Here is a 16,944-nt window from a genome sequence, read left to right as displayed (position 1 = left end):
TCACGCCTTATCGGTGCACAAACCCCAGGAAATCCGCGGCTTTTCTCGCCCTCGGCCACCCGCTCGCTATACTCTGCTCCTGATTCGTTCCCATGAACTGAGCCAAGCATGTCCGACGCCGATACCCTTCCACCGCCAGACGATCACCGCATTGTCGATCTCAAGCAGGCGCTTGAAGAGCGGTATCTGAGCTACGCCCTCTCGACCATCACCCAGCGCGCCCTGCCGGACGCGCGCGATGGTCTCAAGCCCGTGCATCGCCGCATCATCCACGCCATGCGTCTTCTGCGGCTCGATCCGAACCAGGGCTACAAGAAATCCGCCCGCATCGTCGGTGACGTGATCGGTAAGTTCCACCCCCATGGCGACCAGTCGATCTATGACGCGCTGGTCCGCTTGGCGCAGGATTTTGCCCTGCGCTATCCGCTGGTCGATGGTCAGGGCAATTTCGGCAATATCGACGGCGATAGTGCGGCGGCCATGCGCTACACCGAAAGCCGCATGACCGATGTGGCGACGCGCCTGCTCGAAGGCATCACTGAGAATGCCATCGACTTCAGGCCCACCTACGACGGTGAAGACGAAGAGCCGGTGGTGCTCCCGTCCAACTTCCCCAACCTGCTCGCCAATGGCTCCACCGGCATCGCCGTGGGCATGGCGACCTCGGTGCCGCCGCACAATCTGGTTGAGCTGTGCAATGCCGCGCTCAAGCTGATCCACAACCCCGCCGCCACCACCGAGGAACTGGTCCACGCCGACCTGTCCGCGCCGCCCAGCATGGACGATCTGATCCGGGGGCCGGATTTCCCGACCGGCGGACAACTCGTCGAAAGCCGCGCTTCGATCGTTCAATCCTATGAAACGGGTCGCGGCGCCTTCCGCCATCGCGCCATCTGGGAAAAGGAAGAAAAGGGCAGGGGCGTCTACCAGATCGTCGTCACCCAGATCCCCTACGGCGTGCAAAAGTCCCGGCTGGTCGAAAAGATCGCCGAACTGCTGCTGGCCAAGAAGCTGCCGCTGCTCAAGGACGTGCGTGATGAAAGCTCGGACGATATCCGCTTGGTGCTCGAACCGCGCGCCGGCACCGTCGACGCGGTTATCCTCATGGAACAGCTCTTCAAGCTCACCGAGCTCGAACTGCGCTTCAGCCTAAATCTCAACGTTCTCGATCACGGCACGACACCGCGGGTGATGAGCCTGGCCGATGCGCTGCGCGCCTGGCTCGATCACCGTAAGGAAGTGCTGGTGCGCCGGTCCGAACATCGGCTCGAGCAGATCGCCAATCGCCTTGAGGTGCTCGAAGGCTACATCATTGCCTATCTCAATCTCGACGAGGTGATCCGCATCATCCGCGAGGAGGATGACGCCAAGGCAAGCCTGATTGCAGCCTTCGATCTGACAGACAACCAGGCCGAAGCCATCCTCAACATGCGCCTGCGCTCCTTGCGCAAGCTGGAGGAACTCGAGCTTCGCAAGGAGCATGCAAACCTCACCGAGGAAAAGGGCAAGCTCGAGTCGCTATTGGCCTCCGACAAACGCCAATGGGGCGATATCGCCAAGCAAGTCGAGGCGCTGAAAAAGGCCTATCCCCTGTTCGAGGCCGATGGCACAACACCGCACGCCCTGGGCGCGCGCCGCACCATTCTCGGTTCGGCCCCGGCCGCCGACGCTGCTGAAGTGTTCGAGGCCATGATCGAACGCGAACCGATCACCGTTATTCTCTCGGAAAAGGGCTGGATCCGCGCGCCCAAGGGACACAATGCACCTGCCGATGAGAAGAGCTTCAAGGCCGGTGACCGCCTCAAGCTGGCCTTCAACTGCGAAACCACAGACAAGCTCCTCATCCTCACCACCGGCGGCAAGGTCTTTACGCTCGGCGCCGACAAGCTGCCTGGCGGCCGTGGTCAGGGCGAACCGGTGCGCATCATGGTTGATATCGAGGAGGGGCAGGACATTGTCGACCTCTTTGTCTATTCGCCCGGCAAGCAGCGCATTGTCGCCTCCTCGGCCGGCTATGGCTTCGTGGTCAAGGAAGATGACCTGATAGCCAATACCCGCAAGGGCAAGCAGATCCTCAATGTCTCGCTGCCCGACGAGGCGCGACTGATCGTGCCCTGCGATGGCGACCGCGTTGCCGTCATCGGCCAGAACCGCAAGCTGCTTGTTTTCCCCCTGAGCCAGCTCGCCGCCATGGCGCGCGGCAAGGGCGTGCGTCTGCAGCGCTACAAGGATGGCGGCATCTCCGACATCAAGACTTTCTACGCCGCCGATGGTCTTACCTGGACGGACAGTTCCGGCCGCACCTATTCCAAACCCACCGAGGAACTGGTCGACTGGATCGGCGATCGCGCCACCGCCGGCCGCCAACCCCCCACCGGATTCCCACGGAACAATAAGTTTAAAGGGTGACGAGCGCTTGCCGAAGGCAACCAATCTCTCCGGTGGATAGGTTTGAGGCGAGAAGGCCATGCGAGCTATGCTCGAATGGCGGTGCGCAGGGCCGGACGACGCCTGGGCGCGCACGGTCCCTTGCATCTCACTTTGGGGGAGAGGTCGGCGCGGAGCGCCGGCTGAGGGGGCTGCAGCGGAATCATTGTGTGAAACATTGTCCCTAACCATCTCCGGAGACTCATCAAAAAATGATACGCCACATCGTCCTCCTCCGCTTCCGCGCGGAAATCACCGCCGCAGAAAAATCCGCGATCTACGCCGAACTTGAATCACTGCGTGAACTTGTCCCCGGCTTCCTGGGCATGAGCTATGGTGCCAATGCATCTCCGGAAGGACTGCATCAGGGATATACAGAGGGCTTCACCATGGATTTTGCCGACGAGGTTGCGCGCGACGCCTATCTCGAGCACCCCGCCCACAAGGCGGCAGGCGGGCGCATGGTCGCCGCGCTCGAGGGCGGGCGCGACGGGCTGATCGTGTTCGATATGGTGGTGTGAGGCGCTATTCTTCCTCGCGCATCCAGCCCAGCGAGCCCCGTTGCACCTCGAGGGGGCGATAGTCACCCTTATAGGCCATTTTGGGCGAATCCTTCACCCAATAGCCGAGATAGACATAGCTGAGGCCAGCCGAGCGGACCTGGTTGATATGATCGAGGATCAGAAAAGTGCCCATGCTGCGCTGGGCCATGTCCGGATCATAGAAGGAATAGACCATGGAAAGCCCGTCGGGCATCACATCGGTCAGCGCTACGGCTACCAGCGGCTGGTCGGGCAGGTCGCGCAGGCGGTATTCCACCAGCACCGATTGCACCGGCGTGTCCTCGACCATGTATTCATAGTCCTGGTAGCTCATCTGCGTCATGCCACCACCGGAATGGCGGGCGTCCAGATAGCGCTTGAACAATTCAAACTGCTCAATCGTCGCGACGGTCGGCCGCACCGCCACTACAATATCGGCATTGGCCTTGGTGACGCGGCGGAAGCGTTTGCTCGGGGCAAATTCCTGCGCCACGATCCGTACCGACTGGCAGGAATTGCAGCCCTCGCAGGCCGGCCGGTAAATCAGGTTCTGGCTGCGGCGAAACCCGTTATCGCTGAGCAATTGGTGCAGCATCGACGCCCGCCGCCCGCTCAGATGGGTGAACAGCTTGCGCTCCATCTTCCCGGGAAGATAGGGACATGGCATCGCCGCGGTGAGAAAGAGCTGGGTTGTTTCCGGCGTCTGGTCGGTCATCACGGACCTATCGCTGCATATTGGGCCAGATTAGCAGCTTTCCCGCCCGGCAAGCAACGCCTCACTCGCCACCGTGATAGGCATCCTGCTCGGACATGCGGTGACGCTGCCAATGCCGCATCATCGGCGAACGGCGCACCATGAGCGTGCCCATGATGAAGTCGTGGATCATTTGCCGGCGGGGCGTGAACAGGGCGAACAGCAGCGTCACCGGCCAGCTGATCCAGATGGTGATCCAGAACACCAGCGCATGCAGGAACGCCATCCAGCCATCCAGCGGCTGGCCCCGCGTCGGGGTCAGCACGATATCCATCATCTGCATGCCCACAGTGGCCCGGCGATGCGAGCCCAGCGTGGCGGCGTAGTAAAGAATGATGGCAGCCGGAACGGCAAAGACCAGCGACACCCAGGCCAGCCCGAAGGTGAAGAACCCCAGGATCGCGCCCACCAGGCTGATCGCCATTACCAGGAACGACATGAGGATCAGATCGATGATGTAGGCCGTAGCGCGCCGGGTCAGCAGCCCCTCGAACAACTCGGGCGCAGTAGAAGGATCGGGTAGATAGGGGCGGGCCGCTGTGTCCTGTGTCATGCAGCACACATTGTCACGCTCCGCGCGGCTTGCAAGAGCAGCGGGCACATAATTGTGACCGGATCAGCCCCCCAGCGTCCGCGCCATCTCCAGAGCGTAGTAGGTGAGTATGCCATTGGCGCCGGCGCGCTTGAAGGCCCAGAGGCTTTCCAGCACTGCCGCATCGCGATTGATCGCCCCGGCCGCCCCCGCCATCTCGATCATCGCGTATTCCCCGCTCACCTGATAGGCGTAGATCGGCACATTGAACGCATCGCGGGCGCGCCGGATGACATCGAGATAGGGCATGCCGGGCTTGATCATGATGCTGTCCGCGCCCTCCGCAATATCCTGCTCGATCTCACGCAGGGCCTCGTCGGAATTGGCGTAGTCCATCTGGTAGGTACGCTTGTCGCCCTTGAGGCGGCTCCCAGATCCAACCGCTTCGCGGAACGGGCCATAGAAGCAGGACGCATATTTGGCGGCATAGGACATGATCTGGACGTGCTCGAACCCTTCAGCATCGAGCGCTGCGCGGATCGCTGCTACGCGCCCATCCATCATGTCGGATGGCGCGATGATGTCGGCGCCCGCCCGTGCCTGCACCAGGGCCGACTTGACCATCACCGCGACCGTCTCGTCATTGAGGATTTCGCCGTCCCGCACCAGCCCGTCCTGGCCATCGCTCGAATACTCGTCCAGCGCCACATCGGCGATCAGGCCAATCTCTGGCACGGCCTGCTTGATGGCGCTGAGGGTCCGGCACATCAGATTGTCGGGGTTGTGCGCCTCTGCGCCATTCTCGCTGCGCAGATGATCGGGCGTATTGGGGAAGAGGGCCAGCGCTGGAATACCGGCATCGCGCGCCTGCCGCGCGGCCTCGACCATCAGATCGATGGAGAGCCGCTCCACCCCCGGCATGGTCTTGATCTGCGTCTTCTCGTTCTGCCCCTCGATGACAAAGAGCGGCCAGATCAGGTCTCTCGGCAGCAATTCGGTCTCGCGCACCATGGCCCGGGTCCAGTCGGATTGGCGCAGCCGGCGCATCCGGCGTCCGGCCAGAAAGGACATGTCGTGCTTGGGCCAGTTCTGGGTCATCGGGACTCTCCTTGTCGGGGACTAGTTACCAGCGCAGGCCTGCCGCTCCAAGCCACCGCTTGTCGCAGCCCGATCGGCGGAGTATCAAACCGCCATGCTGTGTCAGGCCCCAAATTTCTCGCTCTATATTCGCGTCGTCGCCATCCTGGCGTTGATCCTGGGGTTGAGCGATGCGTCCCGGCTCCTCGGCATCAATCTCGGAGCGCAGAGCCCGATCACGGCCATGGGCTTTTCCGCCTTCGCGTTTCTCGCCGTGTTTTGCCTCGCCAAGCTGTTCGCGGCCGTAGGCCTGTGGATCAAGGCAAGCTGGGGCGCCGTGCTGCTGGTTGGCGTCATAACACTGGAGCTTGGGCTTTACCTCTCAGGCAGCCCCGATGTCCGCATGAGCATGCTGGGCTTTGGCGTGCGTGTCGTACTGCTGGCAGCCATCGTGCTGATCTTCGGTCTGAGCCTGCGTTTTGCCAGGGCTCAGGCCGACTGAGAAGTCACCGGGTGGAATTGCTCGATGGTGACCTCCTCGGCCAGCGCGTCCTGAGGGGCGCCAAAGCTGGTAACGGTCGTGAACCATCGCGTGATCTTCCCGTCTATCCTGAATTCAAGCGGCAGGAGCACCGTGCCGCGAGGGGACACCGCTCCCTGGTCCAAAGCGGTGGCGCCGGGCTGTCGTCTGGCCCGAGCAAGAACCTGAGTCGCCGCCGAACTCGGACCATGGCGGCGGCTTGCTTCACTCAGGCGCAACATGAGATAGCCCGCCACATCTTCCCAATTGACGATCGCCTCTCGGACCGGGCCTGGCTGATACACAAGATCGACCAGATTCGAACCGATGCCGGCCCCAGGGGTCATTGCCACCAGTCTCAAGGCGCCCACATTGGCATCGAGTATCCCGAAGGCAGCGTCCAGAACCATGGCGGGGTTGGGCGCATGGGCCTCGAGCAGCAACCGCGCAGCCTGTCGGATCTCGGCCATTTGCGGGCTCTGCCAGTCGCTGTCCCCGAACTGCGGCGCAAACCCGGCGGCCACCAGCATGCCATTTCGTTCGCGCAATGGCAGATCAAGCGCTTCGGCAAGGCGAAGCACCATGTCTGTGCTTGGTCTGGCCCGAGCCGACTCCAGAAACGAAAGATGGCGCGGTGAAACATCTGCCGCCATTGCCAGGGCCATCTGGCTCATGCCGCGTCGATTGCGCCATTCGCGCAGCGTCGTCTCAAACATTCCCGCCTCCTTTGTTCAAGACATGCCACTCGGTGCGACGGGAATCCATTACCTGTAAGGGAATTGAAACGATGACCCGTCCTCTCGATGCTCCTTCCATCGTCAAGCCGGAATGGAGACACAGAGAATGAGCACGCCTACCTATATCGCCGACCGCCCCGCTCCATCGCTGATTTACGGGCTGGATGCCGCGGGCTCGCTAGCCTTCGGCATCGTCCTGATCGCTATGGCCGCCCCACTGACTTCCTTGTTGGGGTGGTCTCTTCCAGACGCGGTGCTGACTGCCATCGGTTTTGGATTGCTACCATGGGCACTGTTCAACCTGATCATTGCGAGCAGCGCCAGGTCTGTGCCTCGCCTGGTCCGTGCCAACATAGCTGGGGACCTGCTCTGGATAGTGGGCTCGCTCGCCCTCATCCTGTTTCATGCCGGCGAGCTGACGACATTGGGATGGGTGGCGCTTGTCGCGCAGGCCCTGGCTGTAGGTGTCGTGATGGCGGTTAAGATCTGGGGCGAACGCTGGCTTTCTGGCCAGCTTTCAGCAAGTTTGAGGCAGAGCAGTTCTGCCCGTTAACACTCCGGAATGGTTACAAGTTTCTCACCTGCAGTAAGGCGCCATTAAGCCAAATTCTCATTGCATTCCAGTAAGATAGTTTTAAGCGTATGGCTTAGGGCGATCTTAGTTGGGTCGCCCTAGTTTGGCCTCATCAGATGCGAAAAATCGCACGTTGAAAACAGTGAGGCAAAAATGGCAATCAAGTCGAACGCGGCCGAGGCGCTCAACCCGGAACGGAGTGAAGGTCTCAAACCCCTTTACCTGGAAGCTGTCTCCCGCGTGGAGCGTCTCCACCGCCGTCTTCTCGATCTGATCAAGGACGAATTTGACCGTATGGGTTGGGATGACATCAACCCGGTCCAGGCACTACTGATGTTCAATATCGGCGATGCCGAGCTGACCGCCGGTGAGCTGCGCTCCCGCGGTTACTACCTCGGCTCCAACGTTTCGTATAATCTCAAGAAACTGGTCGAGACCGGCTATATCTTCCAGGAGCGCTCACGCACCGATCGTCGTTCGGTTCGCATCAAGCTCACACCCAAGGGTGAGGAAGTGGCCGAGGTGATTGACGAACTATACGATCGCCACCTCAAGTCCATCGATAAGGTCGGCGGCTTGGGCGACGAGGAATTCGATGGCCTGAACAAGGCCCTTGCTCGTCTCGAACGCTTCTGGGTCGACCAGATCCTCTACAAGCTCTGATCTTAGGTCCGAACGGACACGGAACGAGCGGCAGCCTGGTGGCGTGTGTTGCCTCCATGCCACATCTGCTGAACAACGCCGGTCGAAAGGCCGGCGTTTCTTATTTGCGCCGCAAATCTTGGGCAGCTCGATTACCTGATTGGAAACCATTTGCTGGCATGGCTAAGCAAACCCAAAACAGGGTTCACAAGACGTTGAGCCAGATTGTGGACTGCGCGGGACTGGTGCTATCGCGCCACGGGCAGATGGTGGGCGAATTCTAGGGTGACTCAATGCGACTGACGCGACGTAATTTTATCCGGTCCATGGCACTTGCAGGGGCCTCCGCGGCTGTTCCGGCCTGGGCGCAGGACTCGCTGTTCGAGATGATGTCGCGCAGCCGCGTCATCAATGAAGCGGACCCAAATAGCAATACCGCTGCCGCTGCCGCAACCATCGCCACCAACGAGCCAATTTTGTCCTACGACACGCTGCACAATCTGCAGCTGGCGATTTCGCAATACGAACCCTTCGTGGCCGCCGGCGGCTGGGAGGAGGTTCCCCAGCGTGCTTTCAAGCTCAATCTTGGCAAGTCAGATCCGGCCGTTGTGCAGCTCAAGCGTCGCTTGATTTCCTCTGGCGACATGCCCCTGGTCGAGTTCGCCAGCGACATTTTCGATGCTGATACCGATCGCGCCGTGCGCGTTTTCCAGGCCCGTCACGGCCTGATCGTCAATGGCTGGATCGACGAGGCGACCTGGTATGCCCTCAACGTGCCGGCCTCGACCCGCCTGCAGCAGCTCTATCTCAACTACACCCGCGTCCAGAACATGGCGCCCCAGCTCACCGACCGCTATGTGGTGGTGAACATCCCGGCCGCTACCATCGAGGCCGTCGGCGGTGGCATGGTGGAACAGCGACACAACGCGGTTGTCGGTCGCGTCGACAGAGCCACCCCGATCCTCGCCAGCAAGATCCATCAGGTCAATTTTAATCCTTATTGGCATGTCCCAAAGTCGCTGGTGCGAAAGGATCTTACCAAGTATATGATGGAAGATCCCCAGTATCTGGCTAAGCAGAACATCTTCATCTACGATGGGAGTGGCAACACTATCGACCCGGCGACTATCAACTGGGCCAATATCAGCGACGCTGAGGTGAATTACATGTATCGCCAGGAGCCCGGCGCCGAAAACTCGATGGGTCACTGCAAGATCAACTTCTACAATCCACACGACGTCTATCTGCACGATACGCCGTCCAAGGCGCTGTTCGGCGAGAATGCGCGCTTCCATTCGTCCGGTTGTGTGCGCGTGGAGGGCGTCAATCAGCTTGTGGCGTGGCTGCTGCGCGACAATGGCGATTGGGATCAGGCTCGCGTTGACCAGACCTTCGCCTCGCTTGAGCGGAAGGATGTCAGCCTCGGCACGCAAATGCCGATCCACACCACCTACATAACGGCCTGGGCCAATCGCCAGGGCACCGTGAGCTTCCGCGACGACGTCTACAAGTTCGACGAAGAGGGTAAGGTCAGCTTCACCTGACGCCATTTCGTTTCCGGCAGTTGGCGGGCTTCTGTTGTTGCAGGAGCCCGTTTTCTTTTGGATCCTCTGCGTTATGATGGATTGAGGGGGAGCCAATGAGCGACGGCGACGTACTGTTCGAATTTGTGCAGGTAGGGCAACAGATGCGCGTCGCGGCCATCGATGAGGCGACGGGCACGGAGGTTGTCGTGATCACGCCCCTCAATGCCACCAAACTGCAGATGCAACGCGTTGCTCTGGCCAAGCTCAAGCGCAAGCTGGAGCAGGGCGGCGATACGCCCCCAAAGGTCACCGGCAAATTTGCCTGAAACGGAAGTTTGCTCTTCCCATCACCGAGGCTCTGCGGCATAAAAGGGCCGTTCGCGCGACTGGCGAGAAGAGATGGGGAACCATCGGGGAACGCGAACCTGAGTGAGCCGCTCGCCTGGGCACCCAACTGCAACCAGGGGAGCCCCATGCACTCTTTAAGTCACTCCACACATCATTGCCGGCCTTGGAATCGCGATTTGCCCCGTGATAAAGCCCTTTCTACGCCGACCCACTCGACCGACAACGAGGTAACCGCCCCATGAGCGCCGCCACGTCTTTGCCCCTGTTCCCTAAGTTCTTCTCCAATTCGGTCTCGCAGACCGACCCGGAACTGGCCAAGGCCATTCAGGATGAACTGGGCCGCCAGCAACACGAAATCGAGCTGATCGCCTCTGAAAACATCGTCTCCCGGGCCGTGCTCGAGGCTCAAGGGTCGGTTCTGACCAACAAATATGCCGAGGGCTATCCCGGCAAGCGCTACTACGGCGGCTGCCAATATGTCGACGTCGCCGAGACCCTGGCGATCGAGCGTGCCAAGGAGCTTTTCGGGGTGGAATTTGCCAATGTGCAGCCCAATTCCGGCTCCCAGGCCAACCAGGGCGTCTATCAGGCGCTGATTCAGCCGGGCGATACCATTCTGGGCATGTCCCTGGACGCAGGTGGTCACCTCACCCACGGCGCCAAGCCCAACCAGTCAGGCAAGTGGTTCAATGCGATCCAATACGGTCTGCGGCAGCAGGACGGCTATGTCGACATGGACCAGGTGCGTGCACTGGCCCGCGAGCATCAGCCCAAGATGATTGTTGCCGGTTTCTCGGCCTATTCCCGCGTGATGGACTGGGCCGAATTCCGCGCCATTGCCGATGAAGTCGGGGCCATCCTTTTTGTGGACATGGCCCATGTGGCGGGTCTGGTCGCCGGCGGCGTCTATCCCAGCCCATTCCCCCATGCCCATGTGGCCAGCACCACCACGCACAAGACCCTGCGCGGACCGCGCGGCGGCCTGATCCTCACCAATGACGAAGCCATCGCCAAGAAGATTAACTCGGCCATCTTCCCCGGCATCCAGGGCGGCCCCCTTATGCATGTCATCGCAGCCAAGGCGGTGGCCTTCAAGGAGGCGCTATCGCCCGAGTTCAAGGCGTATGCCAAGCAGGTTGTTGCCAATGCCAAGGTGCTGTCTGAAACGCTGGTGAAGGGGGGCGTCGATATCGTTTCTGGCGGCACTGACAACCACCTGATGCTGGTTGACCTGCGCCCCAAGGGCCTGACCGGCAAGGCGACAGAGACGGCCCTTGGACGGGCGCATATCACCTGCAACAAGAATGCCGTGCCCTTCGATCCGGAAAAGCCCGCCATCACCTCCGGCGTGCGTCTTGGAACACCTGCCGGCACCTCGCGCGGTTTTGGCGAGGCGGAATTCCAGCTCATCGGTGAGCTCATCATCGAGGTGCTCGATGGCCTCAAGACCAATGGCGACGACAACAATGGTGCTGTCGAAGCCGAAGTTCGTGCCAAGGTGAAGACGCTCACCGACCGTTTCCCGATCTACGGCTGACAACCGGAAGGCCCGCCATGCGCTGCCCCTATTGTGGCAATGACGATACCCAAGTGAAGGATAGCCGCCCGACCGAAGACTCGGGCGCTATCCGTCGCCGCCGCGTCTGCAATGGCTGTGGTGGGCGTTTCACCACCTTTGAACGCGTGCAACTGCGCGACCTCACCGTGGTCAAAAAAACTGGCCGGAAAGTCCCGTTTGATCGCGAAAAGCTCGCGCGCTCGGTCAACACCGCCCTGCGCAAACGTTCCGTAGAGCCCGAAAAGGTCGAGCGGATGATCTCGGGCATAGTCCGCCAGCTCGAAAGCCTGGGTGAAGTGGAGGTGACCTCGGATCAGATTGGCGAATATGTCATGGAAGGACTCAAAGGCCTCGATGACGTGGCATTCGTGCGCTTCGCCAGCGTCTACAAGAATTTTTCCGCGGCCAATGACTTCCGCTCGTTCCTGGCGGACCTGGACGAAAATCGCCCAACCGTGCCCGAGGATGAGGAATAGTCGCTCCGGACCTGCCGGAAGCTTTCATTCATCCCGCCGCGAGGTGGAGCTGCCCGCAGGACGCCACTTGGGGTATGATTGCTCCCGAGCCCTGAAGAGGCGCTTATCAAGGGAGGTTGATCATGGATTCCTATGGTGTGCGGTTTCCGCTTCCACCTGAGGCGGGCAGGGGGCTGAGCTTCTTGATTGTCGAAGGGCGGGCTTATCCCGACATTGCCGACGAAATGAAGCGCGGTGCAATTGCGGCGCTGGAAAAAGCGGGGGCGACCCACGAGGTGATCGCGGTACCCAGTGCCATGGAAGTGCCCGTGGCCATGGCAATGGCGATTGAAACGGGGCGCTTCGACGGCTATGTGGCGCTGGGCTGCGTCATTCGCGGCCAGACCAATCACTATGTGTCGGTGGCCAATGAGAGTATCAGGGCGCTGGCCGAATTGGCCGTTGTGGACGCTTTGCCCCTTGGCATTGGCGTCCTGACGGTAGAAAACGAAGCACAGGCCTGGATCAGGGCCCACGTGAATGATCAGGACCGGGGCGGCGACGCGGCGCGAGCCGCCATTGCCCTGTCCGATGTGAAAGCGAAACTGAATAGCTAGATGACCGACCATCCCAAACGCGATCCCGGCGCTACGCGCCCAGCCAATCAGCGCGGCGCTGCCCGTCTTGCCGCCGTGCAGGCGCTCTACCAGATGGATATCGGCCGGGCGACACTCGAAGATACCCTGGCGCAGTTTGGGTCTTATCATCTGGGGCGCGAAGTGGAAGGCGAGCAATATCTGCCCGCCGACGCCGACTTTTTTCGCCAGATCGTTGCCGGGGTGACAAAGCACCAGCTCGAGATCGATCCTTCTGTCGACAAGGCTCTGGCCGAAGGCTGGCCGATCGAGCGCGTCGATGCCACCCTGCGCGCCATTCTGCGTGCTGCCGCCTTCGAACTGCTGCGCCGCAAGGACATTCCGGCGCGTGTGGTCATCACTGAGTATGTCGACATTGCCCGCGCCTTTTATGAGGATGACGCATCCGGCCTCGTCAACGCAGCGCTGGATTCCATTGCTCGCTCCGCCGGCGTGGACATGAACTGACCCAAGCGGCATTGACGCCTCTAGCGGCCGGGCGCACCGTCCACCGCCGCCCATCAAGGATGTCTTTCAATGCCTGACAGCCACCGCCAGTCCATCCGCAATATCGGTCTGCTCTCGGCCGCCCAGGCCCTTGGTGGTTCGAACTCCTCGATCATCATGTCAGTCGCGGCCCTGGCTGCCGTAAATTTTGCCCCCGACCGGTCCGCCGTGACACTGCCGGTGACGGCCATGATTGTCGGCCTGGCGCTGACCTCCTCGACCGCCACCATGGTGATCTATCGCCTCGGGCGAACACGCGGCCTGATGCTGGGCGCTGCCATCGGCATTCCCGCCTCGGTAGTCGCCACGCTGGCCGTGATACTCGGGCAGTTCTATCTGTTTGCAGCCGGCCTCTTCCTTGTGGGCATGTCGGGTGCCTTCATGCAGCAGGTGCGCTTTGCCGCCGCTGACAGCGTTGCCCCCGAATTCAAGAGCCAGGCGATTTCCTGGGTCATGTTCGGCGGCGTTGCCGCAGGCTTCCTTGGGCCGCAATTGAGCGCCCTGAGCATAGGCTGGATTCCGGGGGCAGAATATGCCGCCAGCTTCATGGTGATCGGCGTCATATCGGCGCTCTCCGTCCTTGTGCTTTCGGCAACCCGCTTGGCACCAACCATTGCCCCGGGCGGCTCCCAGGACAAGGGGCGCCCGCTTTCGGTGTTGCTGCGTCAGCCGGAAATCGTCCTGCCGATGCTTGGCGGCGCTCTCAGCTACGCCTTGATGACCCTGATCATGGTCTCCGCGCCCCTGGCAATGGTGCATCTGTGCGGTCACTCGCCGACCGAAGCGGCCGGGGCGATCCAGTGGCATGTGGTGGCTATGTTTGCGCCCAGCTTCGTAACTGGCGCCATAATCAAGCGCCTTGGCGCAAGCCTCGTAACGGCGATGGGTCTGCTGATGATCATTGCCTGCGCCGTCGTCGCCCTCAACGGCATAACCGTTGCCCATTTCACGACAACGCTCGTCTTGTTGGGTGTCGGCTGGAATTTCGGCTTCATCGGCTCGACGGCGATGCTGGCGACCAGTTACCGGCCGCAGGAGGCCGGGCGTGTCCAGGCGGTCAACGAGCAAGTGGTGTTCGGCTCAAGCGCCATTGCCTCGCTTAGTTCCGGTTTCCTGCTGCAATTTGTCGGTTGGGAAGCCATCAATATGCTGGCCATTCCGGTGGCTTGCCTGACGATCGTGCTGCTCGGCCTCGGAACCCTGCGCAGGGCCAGCGCGTAAAAAAAGCCCCGTGAAACCGGGGCTTTTGCGCTTGGGAAGGTCTGATATCAGAACGAGGACAAAATGGTGTCGATAAAGGTCGCGTCCTCGCCGAACGAAGGCGTGCGGCGCGTTTCGATATTGACCGCCTTGCCGTCCTCGAGCGCGTAGATGGCCCGTTCGATGACCTTCTTGTTGGCGTCGAAGTAGATCGCAAGAACGGTCCGTTCTTCGACCATGGTCATACCGAACGAGGTCTGGTTAACCTTGGTCTCGATATAGTACCAGGCAGTGCGGTCGCCGAATGTATTGGTGGACTGCGGTGAGCCCAGTACCAATACCACAAGCTGCTGGCTCTGGCCGGGGCGGATTTGCTGCAACGCCGAGTCCGGAATTTCATACCCCTGGGTTCGCTTGGAGATCAGCGACGTGCTGCTGGTGCAGCCGGCGAGCGCAACGGCCAGAACGGCCGCGGCAACGGAGGCTTTTGCAATTCGCAGAGGCATGAATTTGACTTTCCCGATGGCTGTCGACTATAGGCGTGACACTTGAGCGCGTGCCCTTTGGCCGCCGGAATGTGTAGCTGTCAACTTGACCGTCTGGCAAGCTGGCATTGGTCCGGCATCCCGATCTGCCACGTGTTTGACCGATACCGACGCCGAGCGCAATCCCATGATCCTGTCCTTGTTCCGCAAGAAGACTGCCCCAGAGCCGGTTTACGCCGTCTATAGTTCCATTGTGGCGCAATCCCGGCGGCCGATCTTCTATGCACAATGGGGCGTCCCGGACACTGTGACGGGGCGGTTCGACATGATCAGCCTGCACATGGCACTGCTGTTCCGCCGCCTGAGGCACGGTCCGGAGGGGTCACGCGAGTTCAGCCAGGCGGTATTTGATCTCTTCTTCAAGGACATGGATCGTTCACTGCGGGAAATGGGTGTTTCCGACCTTGGTGTGCCGAAAAAAATCCAAAAGATGGGCAATATATTCTTCGGTCTACTAGCGGCGATGAACGAGGCAATGGATCGCAACGATGCCGACGCACTGGCCGGTGTGCTGGCGCGCAATATCTTCGATGGGCAGGATATGCCGGAGCTGCGGGCACTGACCGGCTATGTGGTTGCGCGCGACCAGGAACTGGCAACACAGCCTATTGAGGCGATCACGGCTGGCTCAATTCGCTTTGAGGCCACGGCATGAGCCGGCGCGATGAACCCATCTTCGACGCGGTTGTGCGCATTGACAAATTGCCGGCGGCCGGCCGTTCCGTCGCGGTGCAGGCAGATGCGGAGGCGCGCCAGGCTATTGCCGAGGCTATGAACATCCTGTCGGTAGAGCAGTTTTCGGCCAAGCTGACCGTCTCCCCGCTACGCGGTGGTTTGCGGGCTCTTGGGCATCTGGAGGCGGCGGTAACGCAAGCCTCTGTGGTGAGCTTCGAACCTGTTGCCCAGCAGGTTTCCGAAGACATAGACCGGGTCTTCCTGCCCGCGCCAAGAGAGAGCCAGGCTCCGGCTCCGGGCTCGGAAGTTTATGTCGACCTTGAAAATGACGACTTTCCCGATCACATCGACGGCCCGGAAGTCGACCTGAGCGCATTGCTGCTCGAGACCCTTGCACTTGCGCTTGATCCCTATCCGCGCCTTCCGGACGAAACCCTTGATTCTCTGGGCGTTTCCACGGGTGACGAAGAAGAAGGCCCCTTCGCCAAACTCGCTCGATTGAAAGGCGAAAGCGGGGACAAGAACTGAGGCGCAACCCTCTAGGGCTTGCGCCGACCCTGTGATGGGATATGTTTGCTTGCCTGCCAAAGCGGGCCGAAAAACGGGCTGAAATGACCGATTCTATTACGATTTCCGTGGATGCCATGGGCGGCGATCACGCTCCGCGTGCCGTCATTCATGGCGCCCACCTGGCCCTGAAGGAGCGCAAGAACACGCGCTTCATCTTTCATGGGCTGAAAGACCAGATCGAGCCGCTGCTCGAGGAGTTTCCGGCGCTCAAGCCTGTCTCCACCGTCAGGCATTGCGAGACGGTCATCGCCATGGATGAAAAGCCCAGCCAGGCCCTGCGCAAGGGCAAGGGCACGTCATCCATGTGGATGGCCATCCAGGCGGTGAAGGACAAGGAAGCCGACGTCGCCATCTCCGGCGGCAATACCGGCGCGCTGATGGCCATGGCGACGTTCTGCCTGCGGCCCATGGAGGGCATCTCCCGCCCCGGTATCGCAGCCATCTGGCCGACCCTTCGCTCGGATATCATCGTCCTCGATATGGGCGCCACCATCGGCGCCGACGCACAGCAACTTGTGGACTATACCATCCTGGGTTCGGCCTTGGCTCGAGCCTTGTTCGACTCCGAGTCGCCCACTGTCGGCCTGCTCAATGTCGGCACCGAGGAAGTGAAGGGGCTCGACTACATCAAGGAAGCCGGCAAGATCCTCTCCGAAGCGAGCGGCGCGGGCTTCACCTATCACGGTTTTGTTGAAGGCGACGACATCGGCAAAGGCACCGTGGACGTGGTCGTGACCGAGGGCTTTGTCGGCAATATCGCGCTCAAGACGGCCGAGGGCACGGCTCGGCAGGTCGCGACCTATCTGCGCCAGTCGCTCAAGGCAACCTGGATGAGCAAGCTAGGCGCGTTACTTGCGTCTTCGGCCCTGAATGCGCTCCGGCGCAAGATGGACCCCCGCACCGTTAATGGCGGCGTGTTCATGGGTCTGAACGGCATCGTCATCAAGTCGCACGGCGGCACTGACGAGATCGGTTACAAGAGTGCGCTTGGGCTTGCATACGAAATGGCGCGCAGCCGCCTGATGGACAAGATCGGCGACACGATGCATCACTTTCCCATCCACAAGGCGGATCCTGATCTGCCATCCGATACCGAGGCCAAGTCGGCGTGACCAGTTCC

The 16,944-nt window shown here is 60.9% G+C and carries 20 protein-coding genes and 1 riboswitch; of the genes, 15 read left to right on the top strand and 5 right to left on the bottom strand.

All coding sequences use genetic code 11. The features are described 5' to 3' along the window. Window positions 1-108 precede the first annotated feature (108 nt). Window positions 109-2,409, top strand: a complete 2,301-nt coding sequence (parC, locus tag ACE4RL_RS13890; RefSeq protein ID WP_375597707.1) for a DNA topoisomerase IV subunit A — start codon at window positions 109-111, stop codon at window positions 2,407-2,409. Window positions 2,410-2,639: 230 nt separating this feature from the next. Continuing rightward, on the top strand, window positions 2,640-2,948 hold the full coding sequence (locus ACE4RL_RS13885; protein ID WP_375597706.1) for a Dabb family protein: 309 nt from the start codon (window positions 2,640-2,642) through the stop codon (window positions 2,946-2,948). A gap of 4 nt (window positions 2,949-2,952) precedes the next feature. On the opposite strand, the gene ACE4RL_RS13880 is transcribed toward ACE4RL_RS13885, so the two are convergent. The 3 genes from ACE4RL_RS13880 to hemB all read right to left on the bottom strand — a co-directional run bounded on the left by ACE4RL_RS13880 (window position 2,953) and on the right by hemB (window position 5,353). Beyond that, a complete protein-coding gene (locus ACE4RL_RS13880) occupies window positions 2,953-3,684 on the bottom strand; it encodes an arginyltransferase (RefSeq protein ID WP_375597705.1) in 732 nt (243 codons plus the stop codon). A gap of 61 nt (window positions 3,685-3,745) precedes the next feature. After that, the gene (locus ACE4RL_RS13875) at window positions 3,746-4,276 is read right to left on the bottom strand and encodes an RDD family protein (protein ID WP_157288919.1); all 531 of its coding nucleotides are present in this window, start codon (window positions 4,274-4,276) and stop codon (window positions 3,746-3,748) included. 63 nt (window positions 4,277-4,339) lie between these two features. Then, window positions 4,340-5,353: a porphobilinogen synthase gene (hemB, locus tag ACE4RL_RS13870; protein ID WP_375597704.1), complete on the bottom strand. Its 1,014-nt coding sequence runs from the start codon at window positions 5,351-5,353 to the stop codon at window positions 4,340-4,342. A 94-nt stretch (window positions 5,354-5,447) separates the two neighbouring features. Between hemB and ACE4RL_RS13865 the strand changes: the two genes are divergently transcribed. Then, the gene (locus ACE4RL_RS13865; RefSeq protein ID WP_375597703.1) at window positions 5,448-5,834 is read left to right on the top strand and encodes a hypothetical protein; all 387 of its coding nucleotides are present in this window, start codon (window positions 5,448-5,450) and stop codon (window positions 5,832-5,834) included. Here the strand turns inward: ACE4RL_RS13865 and ACE4RL_RS13860 are convergent. After that, a complete protein-coding gene (locus tag ACE4RL_RS13860; protein ID WP_375597702.1) occupies window positions 5,822-6,568 on the bottom strand; it encodes a helix-turn-helix domain-containing protein in 747 nt (248 codons plus the stop codon). The genes ACE4RL_RS13865 and ACE4RL_RS13860 overlap by 13 nt on opposite strands. 127 nt (window positions 6,569-6,695) lie before the next feature. Between ACE4RL_RS13860 and ACE4RL_RS13855 the strand changes: the two genes are divergently transcribed. From ACE4RL_RS13855 to ACE4RL_RS13815, 9 genes are all read left to right on the top strand, one after another. Beyond that, a complete protein-coding gene (locus ACE4RL_RS13855) occupies window positions 6,696-7,142 on the top strand; it encodes a hypothetical protein (protein ID WP_375597701.1) in 447 nt (148 codons plus the stop codon). A 174-nt stretch (window positions 7,143-7,316) separates the two neighbouring features. After that, a complete protein-coding gene (gene ldtR, locus ACE4RL_RS13850; RefSeq protein WP_104894617.1) occupies window positions 7,317-7,826 on the top strand; it encodes a transcriptional regulator LdtR in 510 nt (169 codons plus the stop codon). Between the two features lie 272 nt (window positions 7,827-8,098). After that, on the top strand, window positions 8,099-9,349 hold the full coding sequence (locus ACE4RL_RS13845) for a murein L,D-transpeptidase (RefSeq protein WP_375597700.1): 1,251 nt from the start codon (window positions 8,099-8,101) through the stop codon (window positions 9,347-9,349). Between the two features lie 95 nt (window positions 9,350-9,444). After that, a complete protein-coding gene (locus ACE4RL_RS13840) occupies window positions 9,445-9,657 on the top strand; it encodes a DUF6898 family protein (protein ID WP_375597699.1) in 213 nt (70 codons plus the stop codon). Between the two features lie 46 nt (window positions 9,658-9,703). Then, window positions 9,704-9,786: riboswitch (ZMP/ZTP riboswitch) on the top strand. A 131-nt stretch (window positions 9,787-9,917) separates the two neighbouring features. Next, entirely contained in the window at window positions 9,918-11,216 is a 1,299-nt protein-coding gene (glyA, locus tag ACE4RL_RS13835; protein WP_375597698.1) for a serine hydroxymethyltransferase, read from the top strand. Between the two features lie 17 nt (window positions 11,217-11,233). Then, a complete protein-coding gene (gene nrdR, locus ACE4RL_RS13830; protein ID WP_375597697.1) occupies window positions 11,234-11,713 on the top strand; it encodes a transcriptional regulator NrdR in 480 nt (159 codons plus the stop codon). Between the two features lie 122 nt (window positions 11,714-11,835). Next, a complete protein-coding gene (gene ribH / locus ACE4RL_RS13825) occupies window positions 11,836-12,309 on the top strand; it encodes a 6,7-dimethyl-8-ribityllumazine synthase (RefSeq protein ID WP_375597696.1) in 474 nt (157 codons plus the stop codon). Continuing rightward, window positions 12,310-12,795 carry a transcription antitermination factor NusB gene (nusB, locus tag ACE4RL_RS13820; protein WP_375597695.1) on the top strand — a complete coding sequence of 162 codons (486 nt, stop codon included), beginning with the start codon at window positions 12,310-12,312 and terminating at the stop codon, window positions 12,793-12,795. 69 nt (window positions 12,796-12,864) lie between these two features. Then, the gene (locus ACE4RL_RS13815; protein WP_375597694.1) at window positions 12,865-14,055 is read left to right on the top strand and encodes an MFS transporter; all 1,191 of its coding nucleotides are present in this window, start codon (window positions 12,865-12,867) and stop codon (window positions 14,053-14,055) included. A 47-nt stretch (window positions 14,056-14,102) separates the two neighbouring features. On the opposite strand, the gene ACE4RL_RS13810 is transcribed toward ACE4RL_RS13815, so the two are convergent. Then, window positions 14,103-14,540 (bottom strand): outer membrane protein assembly factor BamE, encoded by a 438-nt coding sequence (locus ACE4RL_RS13810; RefSeq protein WP_375597693.1) that lies wholly within the window; start codon window positions 14,538-14,540, stop codon window positions 14,103-14,105. A 136-nt stretch (window positions 14,541-14,676) separates the two neighbouring features. On the opposite strand from ACE4RL_RS13810, the gene ACE4RL_RS13805 reads away from it, so the two are divergent. The 3 genes from ACE4RL_RS13805 (at window position 14,677) to plsX (ending at window position 16,936) form a co-directional block, all read left to right on the top strand. After that, entirely contained in the window at window positions 14,677-15,234 is a 558-nt protein-coding gene (locus ACE4RL_RS13805; RefSeq protein ID WP_375597692.1) for a ubiquinol-cytochrome C chaperone family protein, read from the top strand. Further along, the gene (locus tag ACE4RL_RS13800) at window positions 15,231-15,782 is read left to right on the top strand and encodes a YceD family protein (RefSeq protein ID WP_375597691.1); all 552 of its coding nucleotides are present in this window, start codon (window positions 15,231-15,233) and stop codon (window positions 15,780-15,782) included. Before ACE4RL_RS13805 ends, ACE4RL_RS13800 begins: the two co-directional genes overlap by 4 nt. A gap of 83 nt (window positions 15,783-15,865) precedes the next feature. Further along, a complete protein-coding gene (gene plsX / locus ACE4RL_RS13795) occupies window positions 15,866-16,936 on the top strand; it encodes a phosphate acyltransferase PlsX (RefSeq protein ID WP_375597690.1) in 1,071 nt (356 codons plus the stop codon). Window positions 16,937-16,944: the final 8 nt, after the last annotated feature.

Source organism: Devosia polycyclovorans (assembly GCF_042181575.1).
Lineage (GTDB): Bacteria > Pseudomonadota > Alphaproteobacteria > Rhizobiales > Devosiaceae > Devosia > Devosia polycyclovorans.
The sequence above is the reverse complement of the archived record's forward strand: the minus strand, read 5'-3'. Positions and strand labels throughout refer to the sequence as shown.